The sequence below is a fragment of the Nocardia jiangxiensis NBRC 101359 genome (assembly GCF_000308615.1).
Taxonomy (GTDB): domain Bacteria; phylum Actinomycetota; class Actinomycetes; order Mycobacteriales; family Mycobacteriaceae; genus Nocardia; species Nocardia jiangxiensis.
Genome location: NZ_BAGB01000001.1, coordinates 1 through 23,720, shown reverse-complemented (window position 1 = coordinate 23,720; position 23,720 = coordinate 1). Strand labels below are relative to the sequence as shown.

Here is a 23,720-nt window from a genome sequence, read left to right as displayed (position 1 = left end):
CGGGATTTCCGCCGAGCTCGCCGGACCGTGAGACTGGAGGTCGCGGTGCGCCGGCCGGGAATCGCGACGACGGCCGCGTTCGAACAGATGCTGCCTGCCCTGGAACAACTCGCCGAGGGGACCGACGATCTGGCTGTCCTGCGATCGCTGCTGGGCCTGCCGCCGCGCCGGCACCCTGTTCCACCGAGGATATCGCCGGTGTGGTGAACGGCGATCTGGAAACCGTCCAGCGCGTGCTGGTCGGCATGACCCGCCAGCGTGCGGCCGAGCCCGAATACTGATTTTCGACGAATTGCGCAGGGCAGCAAGCTGATCAGGGACAGTTACCTGCCGATTCCCGCGGTTGTTTCCGAGTGATCCTCGACCAATTCCCGGTCGCGCTGCGCATCCTGATCCGGACTCACCGAGTCCGTGCCGACGCGTCGGGCAGGCATCGCACGCGCCAACGCGGTGCGCAGCGAAACTCGGCCGCCGGTGTGCAACACCGCATTCGCGTAGACCCGTCCGGCCAGCCACACGGTGAACACGATCGTCACCAGCGCGATCAGCACCGCGGCCGCCATCTGCCAACCGGGTACCCCGTAGACCGCACGCATCGGCATCACCACCGGTGACAGCAGCGGGACAAACGACAACACCACGGCCGCAACACCATTGGGATGGGCGGGCACGACGGTCTGCCCGACCAGGTAGGCCGCGATGACGATCATGGTGACCGGTGTTGCCACCGAGGCGAGGTCCTCCTGCCGCGAGACCAGGGCGGCGGCCGCGGCGATGACCAGCGCATACGCGAAATATCCCAGGAGATACCACAGCACCGCCCAGCCGACCGCACTCGTGAGCACCGCGGCCGAGATGTGCAGCACCCCCAGCGCGCTCGCCGCACCCGCACCCGCCGCGGCCAGCACGACCACCTGCCCGATGGTCACCACGCCGATGCCGAACACCTTGCCCGCCAGCAACTCCCACGGCCGAATCGTGGCGAGCAACAGTTCGACGATGCGGTTGGCCTTCTCCTCGACCACGCCCTGTCCGGTGAGCTGAATGCTGATCAGCAACATGATGTAGGTCAGCACCCCGACGACGCTCGCGATCCCGGCCAGCTCGCCGCGGTGATCGTCGGCCGATTGCAGCGACCGGGAGTCCACCGTCGCGGTGGATATCGTGCGCTGCACCGTCGCCGGATCACCGCCCAACGCGCTGATCTGCTGATTCAGCGCGATCTGGCGGGCCAGTAGGTCGAATCCGGTCCGCAGCCCGTCCGGCAGCCAGGATTTCACCACCACCTGCAACCGCCCGTCCGATACACCGGTGAACAGCGCAGTCAGATCGCCCGAACGCACCCGGCTCTCGCCCGCCGCGCGATCGACCAGCACGGTCCGGATGCGCTGTCCCGCTGTCTGTCCCGCACCGACGAGCATCTGCTGGTACCGCGCGGTCTGCGCGGTCACCCCCACCGTCTGCGTCGAAGACTGTTGCGTCCGGCCGAGGAAACCGAACAGCACCACCGTGCCCACCACCGCGGCCACCAGAACGATCGTGATCACCAGGAACGACCGGGACCGCAGCCGCGCACCGATCTCCCGCCCGGCGACCAGTTCGATCGCCCGAACCGACGACATCCGCGTGCTGTTCATGCGACGGCTCCCTGCTCCTGGTCGGCGACCACGTGATGGAACAACTCGGTCAAAGTCGGCCTGACCCTGGTGAATTCGTGCACCGGTCCCACCGCCGCGGCCGCGCCCAGCACCCACTGATCATCGGCGCCCTCGGCCAGCCGCAGAATCCAGCGCGTCCCCTCGCGCCGCTCCACCTGCACCCCGGGCAGCCGCGCGGTCCAGTCCCCGCTCACCCCGGGCGCGTCGATCGCGATCCGGTCCGGACCCAGACCGCGCAGTTCCTCGACCGTGCCACAGGCCACCACGGATCCGTTGCGAACGATGCCGACCCGGTCGCACAGGCGTTCCACCAGGTCGAGCTGATGGGAGGAGAACATCACCGGACTGTTCCCGCAAGCGCAGCGCTCGCGCAGCACCGAACTCATCACCTCGACCGCCACCGGATCCAGGCCGGAGAACGGCTCGTCCAGTACCAGGATGTCCGGCTCGTGCACCAGCGCGGTCGCCAATTGCACCCGTTGCTGATTGCCCGGACTCAGCTTCAGCACATCGTCCCGGGCATGCTCCTCGATGCCGAGCCGCCGCATCCACCGGTGCGCGGATTTCTCCGCCTCGAATGTCGAAAGTCCGTGCAACCGCGCGAAATACGTCAACTGGGCGGCCACCGGCATGCGCGGATACAGCCCACGTTCCTCGGGCATGTAGCCGATACGCCGGCGCACATCGAGGTCGATCGGGCGACCCTGCCAGCGGACCACGCCGCGGTCGGCTCCGATCACACCCATCACGATGCGCATGGTGGTCGTCTTGCCCGCGCCGTTGGCTCCGACGAATCCGAATATCTCACCGGCGTGCACGTCGAAAGTCATATCCGACAACGCGACCACTTCGCCGTACCGTTTGCACAGACCCTCGATCCGCAACACGTGAATCTCTCGCCTCCCATACGCCGACCGGTCGGTGGCATCCGTTCCGGCACCCCGAAATTCGATGTTATCTCCGGCGAATTCGATATCGAGACAGCGTGTGTATTCGCCGCATCCGCGCATCACCGTAGGTGAGCGAGTGGGATTTCCCCCGGCGCGCGCTCGGCGCGTCGCCGTCATCGTACCGTCGTTGGCTACGATCACCGCCGGGGTACCGGCCCCGTTATTCGATCGCACTCCACGAAGGGTGAATTCATGAGGATGCTCAACGCCCGGTGCGCGATTGTCGCCATCGCTGTCGGCGGATTCGCCGCGGGCGCCGGATTGCTCGGATCGACGACGGCCTCGGCGGACATGATCGATGATTTCGGCCCGTTGCTCACATCGACCTGTTCCTTCGATCAGATCGATGCCGCGATGCATCAGGTCGCGCCGGCTGCGGCCGCCCGCCTGGACGCGTCGCCGGTGCAGCGGAACATCTTGCAGTTCGCGTTCTCCCAACCGGCCGAGAAGCGCGCTGCCGCGCTCGGACAGCTTGCGGCACAATGGAAGAAGATGGCCGGTGTGAGCGTCCCGGAGCTGAGCATCGACCAGGCGGCGGGCCCGATGATGCAGCGTGTCGCAGATTCCTGCCACCAATACTGACCGGCCGTCCGGAAATTCACCGGAATACCTACCAACGAAATGATATTCCCCCTGACACGCCGAACCGGTTCGGTGTGAAAAGCGTGCACTTCGACATGATCACTCCTGCAGGATCAACATCGAATTTCAGCAACAGGAGGAATCATGCTTCTGCCAATCGTTGGCAGTGCCGCCGGTGCCGCCGTCGCAACCCTGGGCGTGGTTCTCGGCGCCATCATCGCGTTGCTCTGAGATATCCCTCTCCAGGGGCTCGAGGGGTATATCCAGGCGACAGGTCGGACGTCGGCAGGAGGGAGGTCCGGCCTGTTTTTCGCATTCATGATATTCGGCTTCGAAAATTCACGCGAAAAGTCAGCCGGATTTCACCGGCAGCTGACACATATTCATCGGCGTGATATCCGAAAAATTATCCGCAGGCAACGCTCGCATTGTTGTAACCGGCCACCGGAGTGCGCAACCGCGTCACCGCCTCCTCGTAGAGCCGAGACTTGATGTCACCCAGCACCGCCCCGCGGGTATGGGCCAGATTCTTGGCGTATTCGACTGCCGCGCAGAGTACTTCGTTCTCCGCTGCGGTCTCGTCGACCAGTCCCAGTGTCAATGCGTCCACACCTCCGTACCGCCGACCGCTGACCAGCGCCTCGTGCGCCGCGCGCGGCGCCAGCCGGGCCGAGGCCAGCGCCACGGTTCCGGGCGCGTAGGACGCGCCGATGGTGATGCCGGGCAGGCAGAAATACCCGCGGTCCACCCGCATCACGGCACGGTCGTGGGCCAGCGCCAGGAACGCCCCCGCCCCGAACGTATGCCCCTGTAGGGCAGCGACAGTCGGCAGCGGCGCGATCAGCAGCCGGGCGAGCAGCAGCTGAATCTCGCTGAGATATCCGTCGACCTCGTCGGGATGTTCGGCGGCCCACCGCAGATCCGCACCGGTCGAGTAGTACTTACCCGCCCCGGTCGTCACCAGTGCACACGGCCCGTCCTGCGCCTCGATGTCGTCCAGCAGTGCATGGAACCCCGCGATCCACTCGGGATGGAATCTGTTCTCCGGATCGCTGCCAGCAGTGTGCTGGGACTCGCCGAAGTACAGAATTGCAACGTCTCCCTCGTGTTCCAGATATGGCACTCCGGTGACGCTACAGGGTTGCTGAAATCCTCTCAGGGATTTCGAAGCGGATGGGCGGACACCGTGTCGACAGGGCGCATCAACTCGTTCCGCCCATCCAGCCCGCCGCATCCAGCCGGAATGCGGTGGGCGCCGCGACCTTCCGGAGATCGTCCTCCAGTGCGCGCAAGCGCCCCTCACCGAGCGTGGCACTCCAGGTGGCCCGAATCCGATCGAAGATCGCCGCCGAGCGGGCCAGCGAATCGAGCCCTCGCGGGGTCAACCGGACGATCCGGCGGCGGGCGTCGGCAGGGTCGTCGAGCCGTTCGGCGTAGCCGGCGGCGACCAGGCGGTCGACGGTCTTACCCGCGGCCTGTTTGGAAACGCCGAGGCGGCGGCCGATTTCACTGGCAGGCGCGCCGTCCAGGCCGATCGCCTGCATGGCGAATCCGTAGGCCGGGCGCACGTCCGGATGTCCCTGCTCGGCGAGTTCGGCGTGCAGCTCGTCGAGGACTGTGCGAAATCCCGCGAAGAGCAACAGGGGCAGTTCGTAGCCCACAGGTTCCCTCTTGCCGGAATCGACAACCTGGTTTACCGTTTGATCGTCAACCATGTTGTCCATATTAGGAGGATCAGATGTTCGTCGCGCACACCGTGGATACCGCCCCCGAGGCATCACGACGGGCGATGCGGAACGTCGCGGCGGCATGGGGCGGAAAACTGCCCGAGGCCGCGGCCAGACTCGCCAACTCACCCGAGCTGCTGAACGGCTTCCTGGCCATGAGCGACAGCTTCGACAACTGCACCCTCGACCCGCTGGCCCGCGAGGTCGTCATCATGGTGGTCGCGGTCCGCAACGACTGCCACATCTGCATCCGCATCCATTCCGCCAGACTCCGCGCACACGGCGCGGATACCGCCCTCATCGCCGACCTGCGGGCACAGGAAGCCTTGTCCGACAAGCGACTCGAAGCCATCAGGGTCTTCACCCTCGCCGTCCTGGCCACCGCCGGCGGGGTCGACGACGACACCCGGCAAGCCCTGCTGGCGCACGGATACACCGAACGCAACGCCCTCGAGGTCGTCCTGGGTATCGGCACCTACACGATGTCGACCCTGGCCAACCGCCTGGTCCGCGCGGTATGACCCGAATCCGGCGAGCCTGTCCCGCGCACCCCACCTGAACCCGCCCCGGAAATTCGATGCTGCCCTTTCGCTGCCTGGATCGGCGAGACAGACTCGGAAGTGCCGGAAATGACGAAAGCCCTCGACCGAAACCACTGGTCGGGGGCTTTTCATGGGATGTGGGCCTAGGAGGACTTGAACCTCCGACCTCTTCGTTATCAGCGAAGCGCTCTAACCGCCTGAGCTATAGGCCCGTAGGGGCTGGGGTTTGTTGCCCCGAACCGAGAGCAAAGATTACCCGACCATCCCTGGAACAACCAAAACGGCTGGTAGGAGGGGTGCGGATGGAAACGGCCGGGCCTGCGGGGCAGGTCCGGCCGTGGGTGGAGCGGAACTAGTCGGGGTCGGCCAGGGTTACCTGGATACCGCCGACGAGGTCGGTGCACTGGTTGTAGATGAAGACGCCGACCGTGGACAGGGCCGTCATCAACACGACGTTGATCAGACCGATGACCGCGGCATAGCCGAAGACTGTGCCGGCGTCGATCAGGGCCGAGGAGTTCGAGTTGTTGTCCGAGACCATATCGGTGAACGTGCTGTTCAGACGGTCCCAGACACCCATGCCGGACAGCACGATGTACAGGAAGCCGACCGCGAGCATCCACACGAAGAACATCGCCACGCTGATCACCAGCGAGATCTTCAGCGTCGACCACGGATCGATGTGCCGCAGCTGAACGGTCGCGCGCAGCGGCTGACCGCTGGCCGCGGCCTGGACCACGGCCTGCGGGACAGCGGGCGATACGGGTTGCTGCGTCGTGGCGGTGTGCTCCGAGGGCGGCAGCGGGTGACGCAGCTCGGACAGGTCCGGCATGTCCTTCACCAGCTCGGGGCGGGCGATGCTGCGGGTGGGTCCGTCGATGCCGACGGACTTCACCATCGCCGCTTCCTTGCGCGCGGCCTTGGCCGCCAGATCCGCGGTGGTCCGGGCATTACCCGAACCGCCCAGGCTCACCGACGGCGGCCGACCCGCCACCGGAGCCTGGCCCGGACGGTTCAGATTCGACTGCGGCTCACGCTGCGGCAACTGCGACCATCCCTCCTCGAACCGGGAACCGGTGTCGGCCTTGGCCGACTCGCCCGACTCCGCCTGACTCGCGAAATCGGCTGACTGATCGGTACTTTCGGGCGTACTGCCCGACCCGCCCTCACCCGTGCCTGCCGGCCGCGGGATGGGACGCGGCGGAATCGGGGATGATGCTATCCGCTCGGTCACACCGTTGGCGTGGGTCCGCTCGTCGTTCGGCTGGTTCGGAGTGGTCAATGGGGATTCCTTAGATCCGTTGTGCCGCCGCTGCTCGGGTAAAACTACTTCTTCTCGGAACCACTGGTGTCGTCTTCGCCGGGAACCTCGTCGGGCTCGTCGGCGTTACGAGCGATCGCAAGCAAGGTATCGCCCTCACCGAGATTCATCAATCGCACGCCCTTGGTCTGACGGCCCGCTTTGCGAACCTGTTTCGCTGCGGTCCGGATGACACCGCCACCGGAAGTGATCGCGTACAGCTCGTCCTCATCATCGACGATGAGCGCACCCACCAGACTGCCACGACGCTGGTCGTACTGGATAGTCAGGACACCTTTTCCGCCACGGCCCTGTGGGGTGTACTCCTCGATCGCGGTCCGCTTGGAATAGCCGCCGGACGTGGCGACCAGCAGATACGTATCGTCGCGAACCACGTTGAGCGACAACAGTTCGTCATCGGTGTTGAACCGCATGCCCTGCACACCGGAGGTGGCCCGGCCCATCGGACGCAGCACCTCGTCGTTGGCGGGGAAGCGGATCGACTGGCCGTGCGCCGAAACCAGCAGCAGATCGTCGTCGGCCGAACACAGTGCGGCGCCGACCAATTCATCGGTGTCGCGCAGATTCACCGCGACGATGCCGCCGGTCCGGTTGGAGTCGAAATCGGTCAGCTTCGACTTCTTGACCAGGCCGTTGCGGGTGGCCAGCACCAGATACGGCGCGTCCTCGTAGGTCTTGATCTGGATGACCTGGGCGATCTTCTCCTCCGGCTGGAAGGCCAGCAGGTTCGCCACGTGCTGACCGCGCGCGGTGCGGGCGGCCTCGGGCAGCTCGTACGCCTTGGTCCGGTACACCCGGCCCAGGTTCGTGAAGAACAGCAGCCAATCGTGTGTCGAAGTGACGAAGAAATGCTTGACCAGGTCGTCCTGCTTGAGTCCGGCGCCCTGCACACCCTTGCCGCCGCGCTTCTGGCTGCGGTACAGATCGGTCTTGGTGCGCTTGGCGTAGCCGGTTTCGGTGATCGTGACGACCACGTCCTCGCGAGCGATCAGATCCTCGTCGGCGACATCGCCGTCGGCGGAGATGATCCGGGTGCGCCGGTCGTCGCCGTACTTCTCGACGATCTCCTCGAGCTCGTTGCGCACGATCGCGCGCTGGCGCTCCGGCTTCTCCAGGATGTCCTTCAGATCCGCGATCTCGAGCTCGATCTTGGCCAACTCGTCGATGATCTTCTGACGTTCCAGGGCCGAGAGGCGGCGCAGCTGCATATCGAGGATGGCCGTGGCCTGGATCTCGTCGATGTCCAGCAGTTCCATCAGGCCGGTGCGCGCGGTGTCGGTATTGGCCGAACGCCGGATCAGCGCGATTACCTCGTCCAGCGCGTCCAGCGCCTTGACCAGTCCGCGCAGGATGTGGGCGCGTTCCTCGGCCTTGCGCAGCAGGTAGCGGGTGCGCCGGACGATGACGTCCAACTGGTGCTCGACGTAGAGCCGGATCATCTGGTCCAGGCGCAGAGTGCGCGGCACGCCGTCCACGATGGACAGCATGTTCGCGCCGAAACTGGTCTGCAGCTGGGTGTGCTTGTAGAGGTTGTTCAGCACCACCTTGGCCACGGCGTCACGCTTGACCGTGACCACGATCCGCATACCCGCGCGGTCCGAGGACTCGTCGTGGATATCGGAGATGCCCGCGATCTTGCCGTCCTTGACCTGCTCGGCGATCGCGTTGATGAAGTTGTCGGTGTTGACCTGGTACGGCAGCTCGGTGATGACGATCGTGGTGCGGCCGCGGTTGTCCTCCTCGATCTCCACCACACCGCGCATGCGGATCGAACCGCGCCCGGTGGTGTAGGCGTCGTGGATGCCCTGGGTGCCGACGATCAGGCCGTGCGTCGGGAAGTCCGGGCCCTTGACCCGCTCCATGCACGCGGCGAGGGTGTCCTCCTCGTCGGCGTCGTAATTGTCCAGCGCCCAGTAGATCGCCTCGGCGAGCTCGTTCAGGTTGTGCGGCGGGATGTTGGTCGCCATTCCGACCGCGATGCCGTTGCTGCCGTTCATCAACAGGTTCGGCACCCGGCTGGGGAGAACTACCGGTTCCTGGGAACGACCGTCGTAGTTCGGCGTGAAATCGACTGTCTCGTGGTCGATTTCACGCAGCAGCTCCATGGCCAGCGGCGTGAGGCGGCATTCGGTGTAACGCATGGCGGCCGCGCCGTCGTTACCGCGCGAACCGAAGTTGCCCTGCCCGTCCACCAGCGGATATCGCAGCGACCAGGGCTGCGCCATGCGCACGAGGGTGTCGTAGATCGAGGCGTCACCGTGCGGGTGGTAGTTACCCATCGTTTCGGCGACCGGGCGCGCGGATTTCACATAGCCGCGATCGGGGCGATACCCGTTGTCGTACATCGCGTACAGCACGCGGCGGTGCACCGGCTTGAGGCCGTCGCGGACCTCGGGCAGGGCGCGACCGACGATCACGCTCATCGCGTAATCGATGTAGCTGCTCTGCATTTCGTTCTGGATGTCGACCGGTTCGATCCGGTCGCCACCACCGCTGGGCGGCAGTGTCGTTTCAGTCATGAAGTCTCCTTTGTAGTCCTGGTCCGCGGCAGCGTGATGCGCGCCGGACTACACATCGAGGAAGCGAACGTCCTTGGCATTGCGGGTGATGAAGCTGCGACGCGCCTCGACGTCCTCGCCCATCAGAATGGAGAACAGCTCATCGGCGGCGGCGGCATCGTCCAGGGTGACCTGGCGCAGCACACGCACCGACGGGTCCATCGTGGTCTCCCACAGCTCCTTGGCGTTCATCTCGCCCAGACCCTTGTAGCGCTGTACGCCATCGTCCTTGTTGATCTTCTTGCCCGCGGCCAGACCGGCCTCGAGCAGACCGTCGCGCTCACGGTCGGAGTAGGCGAACTCCGGATCCGAACGCTGCCACTTGAGCTTGTACAGCGGCGGCTGGGCGAGGAACACGTGACCGTGTTCCACCAGCGGGCGCATGAAGCGGAACAGCAGCGTCAGCAGCAGAGTCGAGATGTGCTGGCCGTCGACGTCGGCGTCGGCCATCAGCACGATCTTGTGATACCGCAGCTTGGCGATGTCGAATTCGTCGTGGATGCCGGTGCCGAAGGCAGTGATGATCGACTGCACCTCGTTGTTCTTCAGAACGCGGTCGATGCGGGCCTTCTCGACGTTGATGATCTTTCCGCGCAGCGGCAGGATCGCCTGATACATCGAGTCGCGGCCGGATTTCGCCGAGCCACCGGCGGAGTCACCCTCCACGATGTAGATCTCGGACTTCGTCGGATCCTTGGAGCGGCAGTCGGCCAGCTTGCCGGGCAGCCCGCCCAGATCCGTCGCACTCTTGCGACGCACCAGCTCCCGGGCCTTACGCGCGGCGACGCGGGCCTGCGCGGAGGAAACCGCCTTGTTCACAATGGTTTTCGCATCGGCCGGATTGGCCTCGAACCAGTGCGCCAGGTGCTCGTTGCAGGTGCGCTGCACGAAGGATTTGACCTCGGTGTTGCCGAGTTTGGTCTTGGTCTGACCCTCGAACTGCGGCTCGCCGACCTTCACGCTGACGATGGCGGCCAGGCCCTCACGGATGTCGTCACCGGTGAGGTTGCCGTCCTTCTCCTTGAGGAGCTTCTTGTCCTTGGCGTACTTGTTCACCACCGTGGTCAGGGCCGCACGGAAACCCTCCTCGTGCGTACCGCCCTCATGGGTGTTGATGGTGTTGGCGAAGGTGTGGACGGATTCGGAATAACCCGAATTCCACTGCATCGCGACCTCGAGCTCGTGGCCCGTGCCCTTACCGGTGAACGCGACCACCGTGTTGTGGATCGGCTGCTTGGTCCGGTTGATGTGCTTGACGAAATCCTCGAGGCCACCCGGGTAGTGATAGGTGCGGGTCTTGACCTTGTGCTCGACCGGGGCGGCTTCCTCGGCGTGCTTGGGCGCCTCGGCGTGCTCGCTGACCACTTCCTCGGTGACCTCGGACTCGGTCACCCGCTCATCGGTCAGGGTGATGGTCAGGCCCTTGTTGAGGAAGGCCATCTCCTGCAGGCGGCGGGACACGGTCTCGAAGTTGAAGACGGTGGTCTCGAAGATATTGGGATCCGCCCAGAAGCGGATGGTGGTGCCCGTGCGCTTGGTCGACTCGCCCTGGATCAGCTTGCCGGGCTTGGCGTCCTTGTACTCCTGGCTCCAGTGGTGCCCGTCGTAGTCGATCTCCGCCTGCAGGCGAGTGGACAGCGCGTTCACCACGGAGATACCGACACCGTGCAGACCGCCGGACACCGCATAGGACTCGGAGTCGAACTTGCCGCCCGCGTGCAGCTGGGTCATGACCACCTCGATGGTGGGGATGCCCTGTGCATGCATGCTGGTCGGAATACCGCGGCCGTCGTCGACGACCTCGACACCGCCATCGGCCAGCAGAGTGACGTCGACGCGCGTGGCGTAGCCGGCCATCGCCTCGTCGACGGAGTTGTCGACAACCTCCCAGATCAGGTGGTGCAAACCGCGCTCACCGGTGGAACCGATGTACATACCGGGGCGCTTGCGTACCGCTTCGAGTCCCTCGAGAACGGTAATGGAGTCGGCACCGTAGGTCTGCTTACCTGACTTGGGGTTGGTCGAGCCGCTTGCATGGGAGTCGTTGGCAGCCACTGCTCGGTAGCTCTCCTTACTTGCTGATCCCTCGGCACGACACTGCCGGTGCACACGTCGGACCCCAGACGGCCTCTGCTCGAGATGACGAACTGCTCGAGAATTACGGGTCCAGCGGGCGGCAGCACCGAACGTGCCGAGGGTATCGCCGCTAGTTACCTCACCATCCTACTGGTACACCCGGCACAGGATGCACCTATGACACCCCTGACAGCGTCGTGAGTGGGATAAATCGAACCGCAACGGGTCGACTTGTAGGTTCGAATATCCCGTAAGCCTCCGTGGCCGATCGGATACCAGTGCGCCGATGGTCGTCGATCACTCGATCCGATCCGGACACGGGATGGGTTGCGGCACTCGCCGTTCCCCGTGTCGACCGCCACGTTCCACGTGAAACGCCTCAGCCGTAGGTATCGCGCGGACCGAGCCCTTTCACATGACGCGCACCCTTACGCCAACTGGGGGCGGCCGGTCCGCTGATCTTCAGGGTCTTGACCACTCCCTGTCCGACGGCCGCGTTGATCTTGGCCAGCAGTTGAGCCTGCAACATACGCAGCTGAGTGGCCCAAGCAGTCGATTCGGCCTGCACGCTGAGCACGCCATCGGTCAGCGAGATCGGTGTCGCATGGGTGGCGATGTCCTCGCCGACCACACTCGACCAGCGGCCGAAGACCATGCCCTCGGCGACCTTCCCGGACCAACCGCGGCTCTTGGCCAGCGCACCGGCGACCGAAGAGAGCAGTTGTGGATCGCGTTCGTCGGGGCGGGCTCCCGACCAACCGCGCCGACGCAGCGCCCGAACACCGCCCTTGCGCGGCGATGCCCTCCCCTGCCCCACCGCCTTGCCGCTGGCCTTGGCCGCGGCACGGGCCTCCTCGAGCGCGCGGCGGGCGAGATCGACCCCGCGCAGCTCCGGGCCGGAGTCACCGGACGACGCGGCAGGCCCGTCGAATCCGGAACCGTCCGCCATCGCCCTGCCTTTCGTCGATCTGTGGATAAGTAGGCTAGTCGGTCCGCGCGGGGACACGCCGCTACGCCGTGGAGTGTCACAAGACCTGTTGTGACACCCGGTGAAGTTCAGGATGTGGTGGGCGACACCTGATCCGCGATATGCGAGGTCCGTTCGTCGGCCTCACCGGTGGTTTCCACTCGCAACGGAGTCGCCTCGAGTTCTGCCGGGACGTCCTCGGGGACAGCGGCGGTGATCAGCACCTGCTCGGCGGTCGCGGCGACAGCGGCCAGGGCGGTGCGGCGACGCCGGTCCAGTTCGGCGAAGACGTCGTCGAGCATGAGGATCGGATCGGTGCCCATACCGCGCAGCAATTCGAAGGCCGACAACCGCAGCGCCAGCGCGAACGACCACGATTCCCCATGGCTGGCAAAGCCTTTCGCCGGCGCCGAGCCCAACATGAGTTCCAGATCGTCACGATGCGGGCCGACCAGGCACACCCCGCGCTCGAGCTCCTTCGGACGGGCCTGCGCCAGCTCGCTCACAATGATCGCCTCCAGGACCTCGACGTCCTCGGGCTGTGGATCGCGGGCCGGATCCAAATATTCCGGCGGCAGATATCCACTGCGATAGCGGATCGACGCGGTGCGCGATTCCGGGGCGATCGAACGATACGACTGTTCGAGATGGGGATACAGATCGTGCACCAGCCGCAGCCGCTGGGCCAGCAGTTCGGCGCCGTGTGTGGCCAGATGCCCGTCCCAGACGTCCAGGGTACTCAGTTCCGCGGCCTGGCCGGAGCGTGAACGTGCCTGTCTGCCAGCGGTTTTCAACAGCGCCGAACGTTGACGCAGCACCCGGTCGTAGTCCGAGCGGACACCGGCCAGCCGGGGTAGCCGGGCTGTGCACAACTCGTCGAGGAAGCGACGTCGCTCCGACGGGTCGCCGCGGACCAGGGCCAGGTCCTCCGGCGCGAACAACACCGTCTGCAGGATGCCGAGGATCTCCCGGGTGCGCCGGACCGGAGAGCGATTGATCTGTGCGCGATTGGCCGAGCCCTGATTGAGTTCCATGTCGACACGCAATTCACGTCCGGCGTTGACCACCGTCGCGCCGATCCGAGATCGCTGCGCCCCCAGGCGAATCAGCGGTGTGTCCGAGGACACCCGATGTGAGCCGAGTGTGGACAAGTAGCCGACCGCCTCGACCAGATTGGTCTTGCCGTTGCCGTTTGCGCCCAGGAAAACCGTTCGGCCTGGGGACAATTCGAGATCGACCTGATCCCAGGAGCGAAAATCACGCAGCGTCAACGTCCGCACGTACATCGCTCAGTCCACCACCCCGGTCGGGAAATCTGTGGAGAACTCGGGGGAGGCCGTCGAACATCGGCCTCGCCCTTGGCTTTTCACAGAGTTGTCAACATTTATCCACAGTTGTCCGGACAACGCCGGTGCGGACTCAGCCCGGCAGGCGCACCGGCATCAACAGGTAGATGTAGTCGGTGGACAACGCGGCGAACGCACCGGAGTCGAGCACCTCGGGCTCCTGTTCACCGGTCGGGGTGAGTACCGCCGGACGACTCGGCGTGGTGAACCCGAAGGTCACCCGGTCCGAGTGCAGTGCGGACAGACCGTCGTTGAGGTAGCCCGGGTTGAAGGCGATGGTCAGCGGCTCACCGCGGAACTCGGCCTCGAGCCACTCCTCGGCACGGCCCGCATCGTCGCCACCGGCCGAGAGCTGCAGGCCCTGTTCGGAGAATTCCAGCCGGACCTGGGCGCCGCGTTCGGCAACCAGCGCAACACGTTTGATGGCCTCGATCAGCGTCGCGACCTCGAGGGTGGCGATGGAGGTGTGCTCCTTGGGGAGCAATTGGCGGAACTTGGGGAATTCCGCGTCGAGCAGCCGGGTGGTGGTGCGGCGGCCGCCGTTGACGATGCCGAGCAGGCCGTCGGTGCCGGTGCCGAAGGCGAGTTGCACCGGAGCATCGGACGCCCCGAGCGTCTTGGCCGACTCGGACAGCGTGCGCGCCGGGACCAGCACCGCGGTCTCCACATCGGGACGACCGGGCTGCCACTCCAGGTGGCGAACCGCGAGCCGGAACCGGTCGGTGGCCGCGAGGACGACCTTGGTGCCCTCGATCTCGACCCGGATGCCGGTGAGCATGGGGAGGGTGTCGTCGCGACCGGCGGCGACGGCGACCTGGCCGACGGCCGAACCGAACACGTCCACACCGAGTTCACCGGTCTGCGGAGGAAGTTCGGGAAGCTGGGGATAATCCTCGACCGGCATGGTCGGCAGGGAGAACTTGGCGCTGCCGCAGGCGATCAGCACGCGGGTGCCGTCGACGGAGACGTCGACCGGCTTGTTGGACAGTGCCTTGGTGATGTCGGCGAGCAGGCGGCCGGAGACCAGGACCTGGCCCGGACCGGCGACCTCGGCGGCCACTCGCATCTGCGCGGAGACTTCGTAGTCGAAACCGGACACCGTGAGACCGTCCTCGCCCGCGACGAGCAGGACGCCACCGAGCACCGGAACCGGCGGCCGCGAGGGCAGACTCCGAGCCACCCAGGCGACGGATTCGGCGAAATCCTCGCGAGCGACCCGAAACTTCATGCTTGCAAGCTCCATCGCCCGGTATTTCCTCTCCCAGTCTCGATCGGTCTTGATCTGTTCGGCTCGGCAGTGCGGGTTCGTGCAGGAGGTGCTGGATCGGCCTCCCGCAATTCGTCTCACAGGAGTGTGACACAGGCGACCGACACCAAACCGTACCCGCGGACGAGCCTACCGACTACGCCGCCCCTCCCGGTGCGTCGGATACGGGATACGGACTCGGGCGCGGCTCGATGCCCGCACGAGGTTCGGCGCCGGAGGGTGTCGCTCCGCCTCGCTGTCTTCTCCTTGCCATCGATACGAGGTTGGGGACGAAGCTCCGTCGTGCCGATCCGTCCCGAACCGACTTTCCACACCGCCTGTTTTAAAAGAGAGATCTCTAGAAGAAGAACTGAAGTAGTAGTAGGCGCTGTGGATTCTGTGGACTCCCGGCGAATCCCCTGCTGAGAAGGCGTGGCGGCATGGGGATGTCGAGAGGGTGACTCGAGGATGAACATCGAGTCGTTGTGGACTCCACGAATCTGTCCCAGGCCCATCCTCGAGCCATCCTCGAGTTCTTCCATCATGATCACCCTGTTGTGCACACATGTGCACCATCCGGTGCAGAACGGGTGGATTCCTCGAGGACCTGACATGGAGTCCTCGAGGAATCCACAAGCCGAATCGGCCATCTTCGCTGGTCAGACCTCGAGGATGAATCAGGGTGTGCAATCTGTGTACTAACTGCTGTGAGTAGCTGGTGCACAGATTCCTCCCCAGAGCTGTGCGCAACTCGGTGGACAGCCGGTGGAATCCTCGAGGACTCCACAAGAATTCCTCGAGGACTCCACATACGAAAAAAGCCCCTTCACCCTGGTCAACGGGGTGAAGGGGCCTGTGGATCCGATCAGCGTGAGCGCTGTTTGATTCGGGCTGTGAGTTCTTGAACTTGGTCGTACACGCGGCGGCGTTCGGTCATCTCCTTGCGGACCTTCTTCTCCGCGTACATGACCGTCGTGTGGTCGCGGCCGAATGCCTGGCCGATCTTCGGCAGCGACAGATCGGTGAGTTCGCGGCACAGATACATCGCGATCTGCCGGGCCTGCGCGAGCGGACGCGCCTTACCCGGGCCGGTCAGCTCCTCCAACGTGGTGTTGAAGTACTCCGCGGTCACGGCCATGATCGTGGACGCGGTGATCTCCAACGTGGTGGTGTCGGGCATCAGATCCCGCAGCACCACCTCGGCCAGCGACAGATCCAGAGGTTGACCGTTGAGCGAGGCGAACGCCGTCACGCGGATCAGCGCACCCTCGAGCTCACGGATATTGCGCTCGACCCGGCTGGCGATGAGTTCGAGTACGTCGTGCGGGACGTCGAGCCGGTCCATCCGCGCCTTCTTGCGCAGAATCGCGATGCGGGTCTCGAGTTCGGGCGGCTGCACATCGGTGATCAGCCCCCACTCGAACCGGGTGCGCAGTCGTTCTTCCAGGGTCGCCAGCTGTTTGGGCGGCCGATCCGAGGACACCACGATCTGCTTGTTGGCGTTGTGCAGGGTGTTGAAGGTGTGGAAGAACTCCTCCTGGATACCTTCCTTACCCTCGATGAACTGGATGTCGTCCACCAGCAGGATGTCGGTCTCGCGGTACCGGCGTTTGAACGCGACCTTGCGGTCGTCTCGCAGGCTGTTGATGAAGTCGTTCGTGAATTCCTCGGTCGAGACGTACTTCACCCGCATCCCGGGGAACAGCCGCTGGGCGTAGTGACCGGCCGCGTGCAGCAGGTGGGTTTTGCCCAAACCCGAAGCGCCCCAAACGAATAACGGGTTGTAGGCCCGCGCGGGAGCCTCGGCGATGGCCACCGCGGCCGCGTGGGCGAACCGGTTGGAGGCACCGATCACGAACGTCTCGAAGGTGTACTTGGCGTTCAGGCTCGCCGAGGAGGAGGCCGGCGCGGACGGCGTCGGGGCCGGCGGCTCGGGCGATTTGGCGAAGTAGGTCGGCCACGAGTTGTGCGCGTTGACGACCGGCTCGTCGTCCTCCCGCTCGTTCGGCATCGGACGGTGCTGCGGTGCGGGCTCGTGATCCGGGGCGAACAACGACTCCTGTCCGGGCGGAACGGGGACGTTGCGCACCGGAGGTAGATCGATATCACGTCGTTGGGGGCTTGCCTGAGCGTGGTTGGGGATGGTCGGCAATTCTCCGGCCATCGGCGCGGTCACGTATTCAGGCTGGGGATAGTCGTCGTGACCCGGATATTCGGGCGGGGTGTGATAGCGCGGAGCGGCATAGTCGGGGGCCGGTTGGTAGTCGGTCGGTGCGGGGTAATTCACAGGCTCGCGAGGAGCGCGCGGATGTTCGCGCAGCCGATCCGGGCGCGAGGTGAGCCGCGCGTGCCGGGGCGGGCCACCCGCGCGATCGGCCGGTGGCGCCGCCGGTGCGGCGATGCGCACACCGAGTCCCTCCACCTGTGGACCGAGCCGACGGGCCAGCGATCGGAGGATGGGTTCGCGCAGATCGCGTTCGATCGCCTCCTGGGCGAGGGAGGACGGCACCGAGAGCAGCGCGAACCCCTGTGCCACCGTCAGCGGTTTGACCAGGCCCAACCATGCCTTCTGGGCATTGGAGACCGGTGGTATGGCACCATCACCGGACCCTGTGGTGAGCTCGGCGACCACCTCCGGCCACACGGCGGTCAACACGTTCTGCTCGTCGTCCACGTATACTTCCTCCCCGATACAGGTCGCTAGGAGCCGACGGTCGGCATTGCCCGCAACCCCCGGTGGCATGAGCGTCGACGTGGCCGTCTGGATTGCTGGGGGCCATAAGAATATGCCACCCCCCGGGTCTTTCCACACAATTATCCACAGATGTGGACAACCCTGTGCGGATGAGTTGCGCCGTACACATTCCCCCTGCGGCGCTACGACCAGCGCTTCTGTAGCAATTTGCTAGCTACGTACCCGATATGCTGCGGCGACCGTCGAGCAAGGATGGTTTCGGTCCGCCCGCGCGGGTCGAATCACACCGCGGATGCCCGGGCTGCGCGAAGTGGTGCAGATCGCATCGAGGGACCCGGGTTTGACCCTGTCGGCGCAGATCAGTACCCTCGTACAGTCACCCATTGACGTGGTGTCGAGTGCCTGCTGCCCAGAGTAGCGAGGCTGGCGCACCCCGATGGGAGTTGCTCCGATACGGACCCCGTCCGTCGTCGCGAGCACACAAGAGTTTCACCCACCAGCTTCGGGCGTCACTGGACGCCCACCTACTCGAGGAGTGTCGACCGTGGCCAAGGGCAAGCGGACGTTCCAGCCGAACAACCGTCGTCGGGCGCGGGTCCACGGGTTCCGTCTCCGGATGCGGACCCGCGCGGGCCGCGCCATCGTGTCGGCGCGCCGCGGCAAGGGCCGCGCCAAGCTCACGGCCTGATCCATCGGTACCGGTATCGGCGTCATGCTCTGTTCGCCGTTCGGTCCGCTCGTTTCCACCCGTTACGTGCTCGGACACCCAGGTGTTGCCTGAGCCGTATCGGCTGCATCATCGTGCCGAATTCTCCCGGACGGTGCGGCACGGCCGACGAATCGGGAGACATGATCTTGTCGTGCACATATACCTCACACCCGCACTGCAGGCGGACGGCGTAACCCCGTCCGTCCGCAACGGCGGGCCGAGGTTCGGTCTGATCGTCAGCAAGGCGGTGGGCCCCGCGGTGGTACGTCACCGTGTGGCCCGCCGCCTGCGTCATATCTGCGCCGGTGTGGTCGATGAACTGCCTACCTCCGCGGACGTCGTGATTCGCGCCCTGCCCGGCGCGGCCGACACCGACAGCGCCGAACTCGATCGGCAGCTGCGCTCGGCGCTGCGCAAACTTCTTCCGCCGCAGACTCGGGCGGACACGGGCGTGCCGGAATACGGCAGGTCCTCATGAACCGGCTGCGGACGTTGGCCGCACTACCGGCGAAACTTCTCATCTTTCTCATCGAGCTGTACCGGACCTATGTCTCCCCCACACGGATGCCGGTATGCCGATTCACACCCACCTGCAGTGAGTACGCGGTGACAGCGTTGCGCACCCGGGGCCTGTTCATCGGTCTCGGACTGACGGCCGTGCGTTTGGCCAAATGTGCGCCCTGGCACCCTGGAGGGTGGGACCCCGTTCCGGAGCGCAAACGGAAAGGGGCTGCCGCCGATCCGGCATCGCCCGAGAGCTCTGCGACCGAGCCGAGCCCGGCGACCGACGCGGCGGCCGAACACGAGCCTTTGAAGGAGTCGCCGCGCGCGGTGACTGGCGACACGACCGACGGGAGTACTTAGAGCCGTGCTCAATTTCATCTATTACCCGGTGTCCTGGATCTTATGGTTCTGGCATAAGGTCTTCGGGCTCGCACTGGGCAATGACAACGGGTTCGCCTGGGCGCTGTCCGTGGTGTTCCTGGTGTTCACACTCCGTCTGGTGCTGTATTGGCCGTTCGTGAAGCAGGTGCGCACCACCCGGCAGATGCAGCAGCTGCAGCCGAAGATCAAGGAACTGCAGAAGAAGTACAAGAACGATCGCCAGAAGATGGCGCTCGAGATGCAGAAGCTGCAGAAGGAACACGGCTTCAATCCGCTCATGGGCTGCCTGCCCGTGCTCGCCCAGGTGCCGGTGTTCATCGGTCTGTACCACGTGCTGCGCTCGTTCAACCGGGTCGGCGTCACCAGCGGCATTCCTGGCTTCGGCCACAGCGGCGGGATGAGCGCGTACGCGAATGCGCATACGGCGAACTACGCGTTCGGCGTCGACGATGTGCAGTCGTTCCTGCGAGCGCGGATCTTCGGTGCGCCGATCTCCGCTGCGATCACCACTCCCAAATCGCAGATGGAAGCGTTCGCCGACTACGGCGGCATTCCTGAGATCTCGCACATGATCGCCGTCGCGGTCCCGCTGATGCTGATCGCGGGTCTGGCGACGCACTTCAACGCGCGTGCTTCGGTGGCCCGCCAGCGGGCGACCGGCGTCTCGGTGGATCCGACGGGTATGGGCGGCGGCGGTTCGCCGAGCCCGATGGGGCCGAACCAGGCCGAGCTGATGAACAAGCTGGCGCTGTACGTCTTCCCGCTCGGCGTGATCGTCGGTGGCCCGTTCCTGCCGATCGCCATCCTGCTCTACTGGGTGTCGAACAACATCTGGACCTTCGGTCAGCAGCACCTCGTGTTCAAGCAGATCGAGAAGGAAGAGGAGCACAAGAAGCAGGAGGCGCTCGAGCGTCGCGCGCAGAATGCTCCCAAGCCGGGCGCCAAGCCCGACAACCGTCGTAAACGTGGTCCAGCGACGACCGAAGCTGCGGTCGACACGACCGCGGACGGTTCCGATGCCCCCGTCGACGCTCCCGTCACGGACGATTCGACCGCCTCGAACGGCACCGGGCAGTCGAAGAACGGAACTACACCGTCGAAGAATGGAACGGCGAAGTCGGGTAAGTCGACAGCGTCTTCGGGTAAGTCGACCGGACAGGGTAATCGCAAGCGATCCGGTAATCGTGGCCGTCCGAATCAGAAGCGACGTCGCTGATAACTCGCGGCAGGAGTGAAGGAAACGACAACAATGACTGTTGAGACCGATGGAGGGGACGCCACTGTGGCGCTGAGCGCGAACGGCACGATCGAGCAGGCCGCTGCGGAGAGCACCGAGCCCCAGGAGTCCGACGCCGCGCAGGAGCGCCCGGCCGATTCCGATGCCGCTGGTGAATCCGATTCCGCCACCGCTGATGATGCCGGCGATGCCGAAGAGGAGTTGATCGAGGAGGGCGAGATCGCTGGCGACTACCTCGAGCAGTTGCTGGACGTGCTCGATTTCGACGGCGATATCGACCTGGACGTCGAGGGCGATCGGGCGATCGTGAGCATCGACGGCGGACGTGATCTGTCGAAGCTGGTGGGGCGTCGCGGCGAGGTGCTCGACGCACTGCAGGAGCTGACCCGGCTGGCCGTGCAGCAGGCCACCGGAGTGCGCAGCCGTCTGATGCTCGATGTCGCCGGGTGGCGGGCCAAGCGTCGTGAGGAATTGAGTGCGCTGGGCACCGCTGCGGCGCAGCGGGTGCTCGACTCGGGTAAGCCCGAGTCGCTCGCAGCGATGACTCCGTTCGAGCGGAAGATCGTCCACGATGCCGTGGCCGCTGTCGACGGTGTCGAGAGTGAGAGCGAGGGCGTGGAGCCCAATCGGCACGTGGTGGTTGTGCCGTCTTAGAAGTGTCGTGTGAGGGTAGGGCCCCCGGTTCGCTGAACCGGGGGCCCTACCCTTGTACGGACGCAGCCGCAGTGCGGGCGGACCGATCGATGGACGCCCGATATCTATTCCTATCGGTCGGGAAGGAAGTTTCACGTGGAACGAGGCACGGACGGCGTTGATCCGAACCCCTCCCCCGCTTCCGGTGCGGAGGAGCCGCCCGCAGAGGCGGCGCAAGTATTCGGAGATCGGCTACCGCTGGCCCAGCAGTACTACGCGGCCCTGGCGGGCGCCGGGGTCGAACGCGGATTGATCGGACCGCGAGAGCTACCGCGACTGTGGGATCGTCACATTCTCAACTGCGCCGTACTCGGGGAGCTCATCGCCGAGGGCGCCGCGGTCGTCGACGTCGGCAGCGGCGCCGGGCTTCCCGGGATTCCCCTTGCCATTGCTCGGCCGGACCTTCGAGTCACGCTCGTCGAACCGTTGCTGCGTCGGACCATATTCCTCGCGGAATTTATCGAGGCGGCTGGGCTGGATGTGATGGTGGTTCGCGGTCGCGCGGAGCAGCCCGGCGTTCGGAAAGAAGCCGGCGGCGCCGACGTCGTCACCTCTCGTGCGGTCGCGCCGCTCGCCAAGCTCGCGCAGTGGTCGCTGCCGTTGGTGCATGAGCACGGCCGCATGCTGGCGCTGAAAGGTTCGAGCGTCGCGGAGGAATTGGAGCGCGATCGTGAGGAGTTGACGCGTGCCGGAGGTGGCAACGCGCAGGTTCTCGAATGCGGCGTCGGGATCATCACTCCGCCCACGGTCGTGTTGAGCGTCGAGCGACTCCCCCGTTCCGAGCGTCCGGGACGGCGGGGTGTTCGGGTGCGCCGGGCGAGGTAGTCCGGGGATGTTTCATGTGAAACGGCGGAGGGGAACCGCGTCGTCTCGTGAACTATTCGGGAGGCGCCGAGTGGCCGACCCAGGTTCCATGTGAAACATCGTGGGGTGTTCGCGCGAGTGCCTGGCGGTCACTGTGTCGCGACTGCCGGGCCTTGTGGATAGAACCGGTCCGGACCGGCAGCCGGATGTGCTGAGCCGCACCATGATTGCCACCGCATCGGTCGACGAAGGAACGTCTGCGGTGTCGCTAAGTCGAGTACTCGTATATGCAGACCTGGCCAGTGGGAGAGGTCGCATCCGTCGGCACGCGAGTTTCGCAGGGCGGGTTGACCATTCGATGTAAGGATGTTGTCGGCCCGATCGTCGGTCGATCATCTTGCGTCGATCCAGCGGAATCGCGAGCGCGGATCGCCGAAAACCCTGCGGCGGCTCTTCGAAAAGCCCTATCCCCCAACGAACCTGATGCAGTCTTTCCGTAGCCGTAGCCGTAGCCGTAGCCGTAGCCGTAGCCGTAGCCGTAGCCGTAGCCGTAGCCGTAGCCGTAGCCGTAGCCGTAGCCGTAGCCGTAGCCGTAGCCGTAGCCGTAGCGCGTGGCCGTGGCCGTGGCCGTAGCGCGCGGCAGGCGCGTATCCGCCGCAGGTGGTCGAAGCGTTGGCGGGTGGCCCTGGCCGTGGGCGTGTCGACATAGCCGTTGGGTGTGGCTGTAATTGGCGGTCGGAACTGTGGCCGTAGTCGGGTGCGGTCCGTGGTTGTGGTCGTAGTCGGAATTGCTGTAGTCGGTGGCTTGGCTGCGGGCGTGACCGTAGCCGTGGCTGCGGCCCCTGGGCGTAGCCACCTAAGCACGGCCGGCGAGCGTAGTCGTAGTCGTAGTCGAGGCGAGCCTGTAGTCGTAGTCGGTGGTGCAGCTGTAATCGTGGGCGTGGGCGTGGGCGTGGGCGTGGGCGTGGGCGTGGGCGGTTAGATGTGGCCAATAGCTGTTGCGAGTGGCAGTTGCTGTGGCCATGCTGTGAGGTGCAGTTGTGGCCGGTGGTCGTAGCGTGTCGTGGCGGACGCGCTGGTCCGGCAGACTGGTCCCAGTCGGCCGGGTGGTCGAGGTCGCAGGTGCAACTGGCGGCTATGGCTTTGTGGGCGTAGTGGCGGCCGTGCTCGGTGTGCTTAGTGGTGGTTGGGGCGGTATTCAGGAGTTGGTAGCCGCGATGTGATCAGCCCTGGGACGACATGATCAAGGGGGCGCTCTCGAGGCGACTTGCTGGAGTCGATGGGAGCCGAATTCTGCTGGCGATTCCACGGTTTCACGTGAATCATTAAGCGCGGCCAGACGCGCTCACTTCTACAAGTCCGAACCCAGTCCCGGCCGCGAGTTCGGCTTACAGACCGCACACGATTGGTTGGCTGAGACACCAGCGGGCGGCCGTAGCCGACAGCAAGCAGATGCAAGCGCGCCCGTCGCCTCTCGGACTCGACAAGGCCGATGATCGACTACAGCAGCAACAGAATTGACTGTCCCACGGGCACGTGTTAGCCCTCCCCTCGGTGCGGTGCGGTGCGGTGCGGTGCGGTGCGGTGCGGTGCGGTGCGGTGCGGTGCGGTGCGGTGCGGTGCGGTGCGGTGCGGTGCGGTGCGGTGCGGTGCGGTGCGGTGCGGTGCGGTGCGGTGCGGTGCGGTGCGGTGCGGTGCGGTGCGGTGCGGTGCGGTGCGGTCGA

Annotated in this window: 21 protein-coding genes and 1 tRNA gene; 9 read left to right on the top strand and 13 right to left on the bottom strand. The window is 65.3% G+C overall.

Features of this window, described 5'->3' with window-relative positions; translation table 11 throughout:
* Positions 1-27 precede the first annotated feature (27 nt).
* Positions 28-207, top strand: a complete 180-nt coding sequence (locus ON40_RS00115; RefSeq protein WP_040816911.1) for a hypothetical protein — start codon at positions 28-30, stop codon at positions 205-207.
* A gap of 116 nt (positions 208-323) precedes the next feature.
* Here ON40_RS00115 and ON40_RS00110 read toward each other — a convergent pair whose 3' ends face one another.
* The gene (locus tag ON40_RS00110) at positions 324-1,637 is read right to left on the bottom strand and encodes an ABC transporter permease (RefSeq protein WP_051192414.1); all 1,314 of its coding nucleotides are present in this window, start codon (positions 1,635-1,637) and stop codon (positions 324-326) included.
* Positions 1,634-2,488, bottom strand: a complete 855-nt coding sequence (locus ON40_RS00105) for an ABC transporter ATP-binding protein (protein WP_245567592.1) — start codon at positions 2,486-2,488, stop codon at positions 1,634-1,636. Before ON40_RS00105 ends, ON40_RS00110 begins: the two co-directional genes overlap by 4 nt.
* 312 nt (positions 2,489-2,800) lie before the next feature.
* Here ON40_RS00105 and ON40_RS47725 point away from each other — a divergent pair, with 312 nt between their 5' ends.
* Positions 2,801-3,190, top strand: coding sequence for a hemophore-related protein (locus ON40_RS47725; RefSeq protein ID WP_083895291.1), 390 nt, complete (start codon positions 2,801-2,803; stop codon positions 3,188-3,190).
* A 406-nt stretch (positions 3,191-3,596) separates the two neighbouring features.
* Here the strand turns inward: ON40_RS47725 and ON40_RS00095 are convergent, their stop codons facing one another.
* Together ON40_RS00095 and ON40_RS00090 are read right to left on the bottom strand one after the other, a co-directional pair.
* Entirely contained in the window at positions 3,597-4,313 is a 717-nt protein-coding gene (locus ON40_RS00095) for an enoyl-CoA hydratase/isomerase family protein (protein ID WP_040816909.1), read from the bottom strand.
* Positions 4,314-4,392: 79 nt separating this feature from the next.
* Entirely contained in the window at positions 4,393-4,905 is a 513-nt protein-coding gene (locus tag ON40_RS00090) for a MarR family winged helix-turn-helix transcriptional regulator (RefSeq protein ID WP_218008714.1), read from the bottom strand.
* A 23-nt stretch (positions 4,906-4,928) separates the two neighbouring features.
* Here ON40_RS00090 and ON40_RS00085 point away from each other — a divergent pair, with 23 nt between their 5' ends.
* On the top strand, positions 4,929-5,438 hold the full coding sequence (locus tag ON40_RS00085) for a carboxymuconolactone decarboxylase family protein (protein ID WP_040816904.1): 510 nt from the start codon (positions 4,929-4,931) through the stop codon (positions 5,436-5,438).
* A gap of 159 nt (positions 5,439-5,597) precedes the next feature.
* On the opposite strand, the gene ON40_RS00080 is transcribed toward ON40_RS00085, so the two are convergent.
* From ON40_RS00080 to dnaA, 8 genes are all read right to left on the bottom strand, one after another.
* Positions 5,598-5,671, bottom strand: a tRNA-Ile gene (locus ON40_RS00080).
* 140 nt (positions 5,672-5,811) lie between these two features.
* On the bottom strand, positions 5,812-6,741 hold the full coding sequence (locus ON40_RS00075) for a DUF3566 domain-containing protein (protein ID WP_040816902.1): 930 nt from the start codon (positions 6,739-6,741) through the stop codon (positions 5,812-5,814).
* Positions 6,742-6,785: 44 nt separating this feature from the next.
* On the bottom strand, positions 6,786-9,299 hold the full coding sequence (gene gyrA / locus ON40_RS00070) for a DNA gyrase subunit A (RefSeq protein ID WP_040816900.1): 2,514 nt from the start codon (positions 9,297-9,299) through the stop codon (positions 6,786-6,788).
* Positions 9,300-9,347: 48 nt separating this feature from the next.
* On the bottom strand, positions 9,348-11,393 hold the full coding sequence (gene gyrB, locus ON40_RS00065; protein WP_040816897.1) for a DNA topoisomerase (ATP-hydrolyzing) subunit B: 2,046 nt from the start codon (positions 11,391-11,393) through the stop codon (positions 9,348-9,350).
* 400 nt (positions 11,394-11,793) lie between these two features.
* A complete protein-coding gene (locus ON40_RS00060) occupies positions 11,794-12,363 on the bottom strand; it encodes a DUF721 family protein (protein ID WP_051192410.1) in 570 nt (189 codons plus the stop codon).
* A 107-nt stretch (positions 12,364-12,470) separates the two neighbouring features.
* On the bottom strand, positions 12,471-13,667 hold the full coding sequence (gene recF / locus ON40_RS00055) for a DNA replication/repair protein RecF (RefSeq protein WP_040816895.1): 1,197 nt from the start codon (positions 13,665-13,667) through the stop codon (positions 12,471-12,473).
* Positions 13,668-13,800: 133 nt separating this feature from the next.
* A complete protein-coding gene (gene dnaN / locus ON40_RS00050; RefSeq protein WP_040816892.1) occupies positions 13,801-14,970 on the bottom strand; it encodes a DNA polymerase III subunit beta in 1,170 nt (389 codons plus the stop codon).
* 868 nt (positions 14,971-15,838) lie between these two features.
* Positions 15,839-17,647, bottom strand: a complete 1,809-nt coding sequence (gene dnaA, locus ON40_RS00045; RefSeq protein WP_040816889.1) for a chromosomal replication initiator protein DnaA — start codon at positions 17,645-17,647, stop codon at positions 15,839-15,841.
* A gap of 565 nt (positions 17,648-18,212) precedes the next feature.
* On the opposite strand from dnaA, the gene rpmH reads away from it, so the two are divergent.
* The 6 genes from rpmH (at position 18,213) to rsmG (ending at position 22,017) form a co-directional block, all read left to right on the top strand.
* Positions 18,213-18,356 (top strand): 50S ribosomal protein L34, encoded by a 144-nt coding sequence (gene rpmH / locus ON40_RS00040; protein ID WP_033085250.1) that lies wholly within the window; start codon positions 18,213-18,215, stop codon positions 18,354-18,356.
* A gap of 82 nt (positions 18,357-18,438) precedes the next feature.
* Positions 18,439-18,855, top strand: coding sequence for a ribonuclease P protein component (gene rnpA, locus ON40_RS47720; RefSeq protein WP_083895289.1), 417 nt, complete (start codon positions 18,439-18,441; stop codon positions 18,853-18,855).
* The gene (gene yidD, locus ON40_RS00030) at positions 18,852-19,241 is read left to right on the top strand and encodes a membrane protein insertion efficiency factor YidD (RefSeq protein ID WP_040816887.1); all 390 of its coding nucleotides are present in this window, start codon (positions 18,852-18,854) and stop codon (positions 19,239-19,241) included. The genes rnpA and yidD overlap by 4 nt, the downstream gene beginning before the upstream one ends.
* A gap of 4 nt (positions 19,242-19,245) precedes the next feature.
* Positions 19,246-20,478 (top strand): membrane protein insertase YidC, encoded by a 1,233-nt coding sequence (yidC, locus tag ON40_RS00025; protein ID WP_040816884.1) that lies wholly within the window; start codon positions 19,246-19,248, stop codon positions 20,476-20,478.
* Between the two features lie 33 nt (positions 20,479-20,511).
* Entirely contained in the window at positions 20,512-21,153 is a 642-nt protein-coding gene (locus ON40_RS00020; protein ID WP_040816883.1) for a Jag family protein, read from the top strand.
* Positions 21,154-21,288: 135 nt separating this feature from the next.
* On the top strand, positions 21,289-22,017 hold the full coding sequence (gene rsmG / locus ON40_RS00015) for a 16S rRNA (guanine(527)-N(7))-methyltransferase RsmG (protein ID WP_040816882.1): 729 nt from the start codon (positions 21,289-21,291) through the stop codon (positions 22,015-22,017).
* 1,518 nt (positions 22,018-23,535) lie between these two features.
* Here rsmG and ON40_RS51495 read toward each other — a convergent pair.
* Positions 23,536-23,720 (bottom strand): hypothetical protein (locus tag ON40_RS51495; protein WP_040816871.1); only part of this gene is annotated, 185 nt, incomplete at its 5' end.

Bases quoted from the DNA above. Each gene is read 5' to 3' on its own strand.
- ON40_RS00110 (WP_051192414.1), bottom strand. From the start codon at position 1,637: ATGAACAGCACGCGGATGTCGTCGGTTCGGGCGATCGAACTGGTCGCC.
- ON40_RS00105 (WP_245567592.1), bottom strand. From the start codon at position 2,488: ATGACTTTCGACGTGCACGCCGGTGAGATATTCGGATTCGTCGGAGCC.
- ON40_RS47725 (WP_083895291.1), top strand. From the start codon at position 2,801: ATGAGGATGCTCAACGCCCGGTGCGCGATTGTCGCCATCGCTGTCGGC.
- ON40_RS00090 (WP_218008714.1), bottom strand. From the start codon at position 4,905: ATGGTTGACGATCAAACGGTAAACCAGGTTGTCGATTCCGGCAAGAGG.
- ON40_RS00085 (WP_040816904.1), top strand. From the start codon at position 4,929: ATGTTCGTCGCGCACACCGTGGATACCGCCCCCGAGGCATCACGACGG.
- gyrA (WP_040816900.1), bottom strand. From the start codon at position 9,299: ATGACTGAAACGACACTGCCGCCCAGCGGTGGTGGCGACCGGATCGAA.
- ON40_RS00060 (WP_051192410.1), bottom strand. From the start codon at position 12,363: ATGGCGGACGGTTCCGGATTCGACGGGCCTGCCGCGTCGTCCGGTGAC.
- recF (WP_040816895.1), bottom strand. From the start codon at position 13,667: ATGTACGTGCGGACGTTGACGCTGCGTGATTTTCGCTCCTGGGATCAG.
- dnaN (WP_040816892.1), bottom strand. From the start codon at position 14,970: ATGGAGCTTGCAAGCATGAAGTTTCGGGTCGCTCGCGAGGATTTCGCC.
- yidD (WP_040816887.1), top strand. From the start codon at position 18,852: ATGAACCGGCTGCGGACGTTGGCCGCACTACCGGCGAAACTTCTCATC.
- ON40_RS00020 (WP_040816883.1), top strand. From the start codon at position 20,512: ATGACTGTTGAGACCGATGGAGGGGACGCCACTGTGGCGCTGAGCGCG.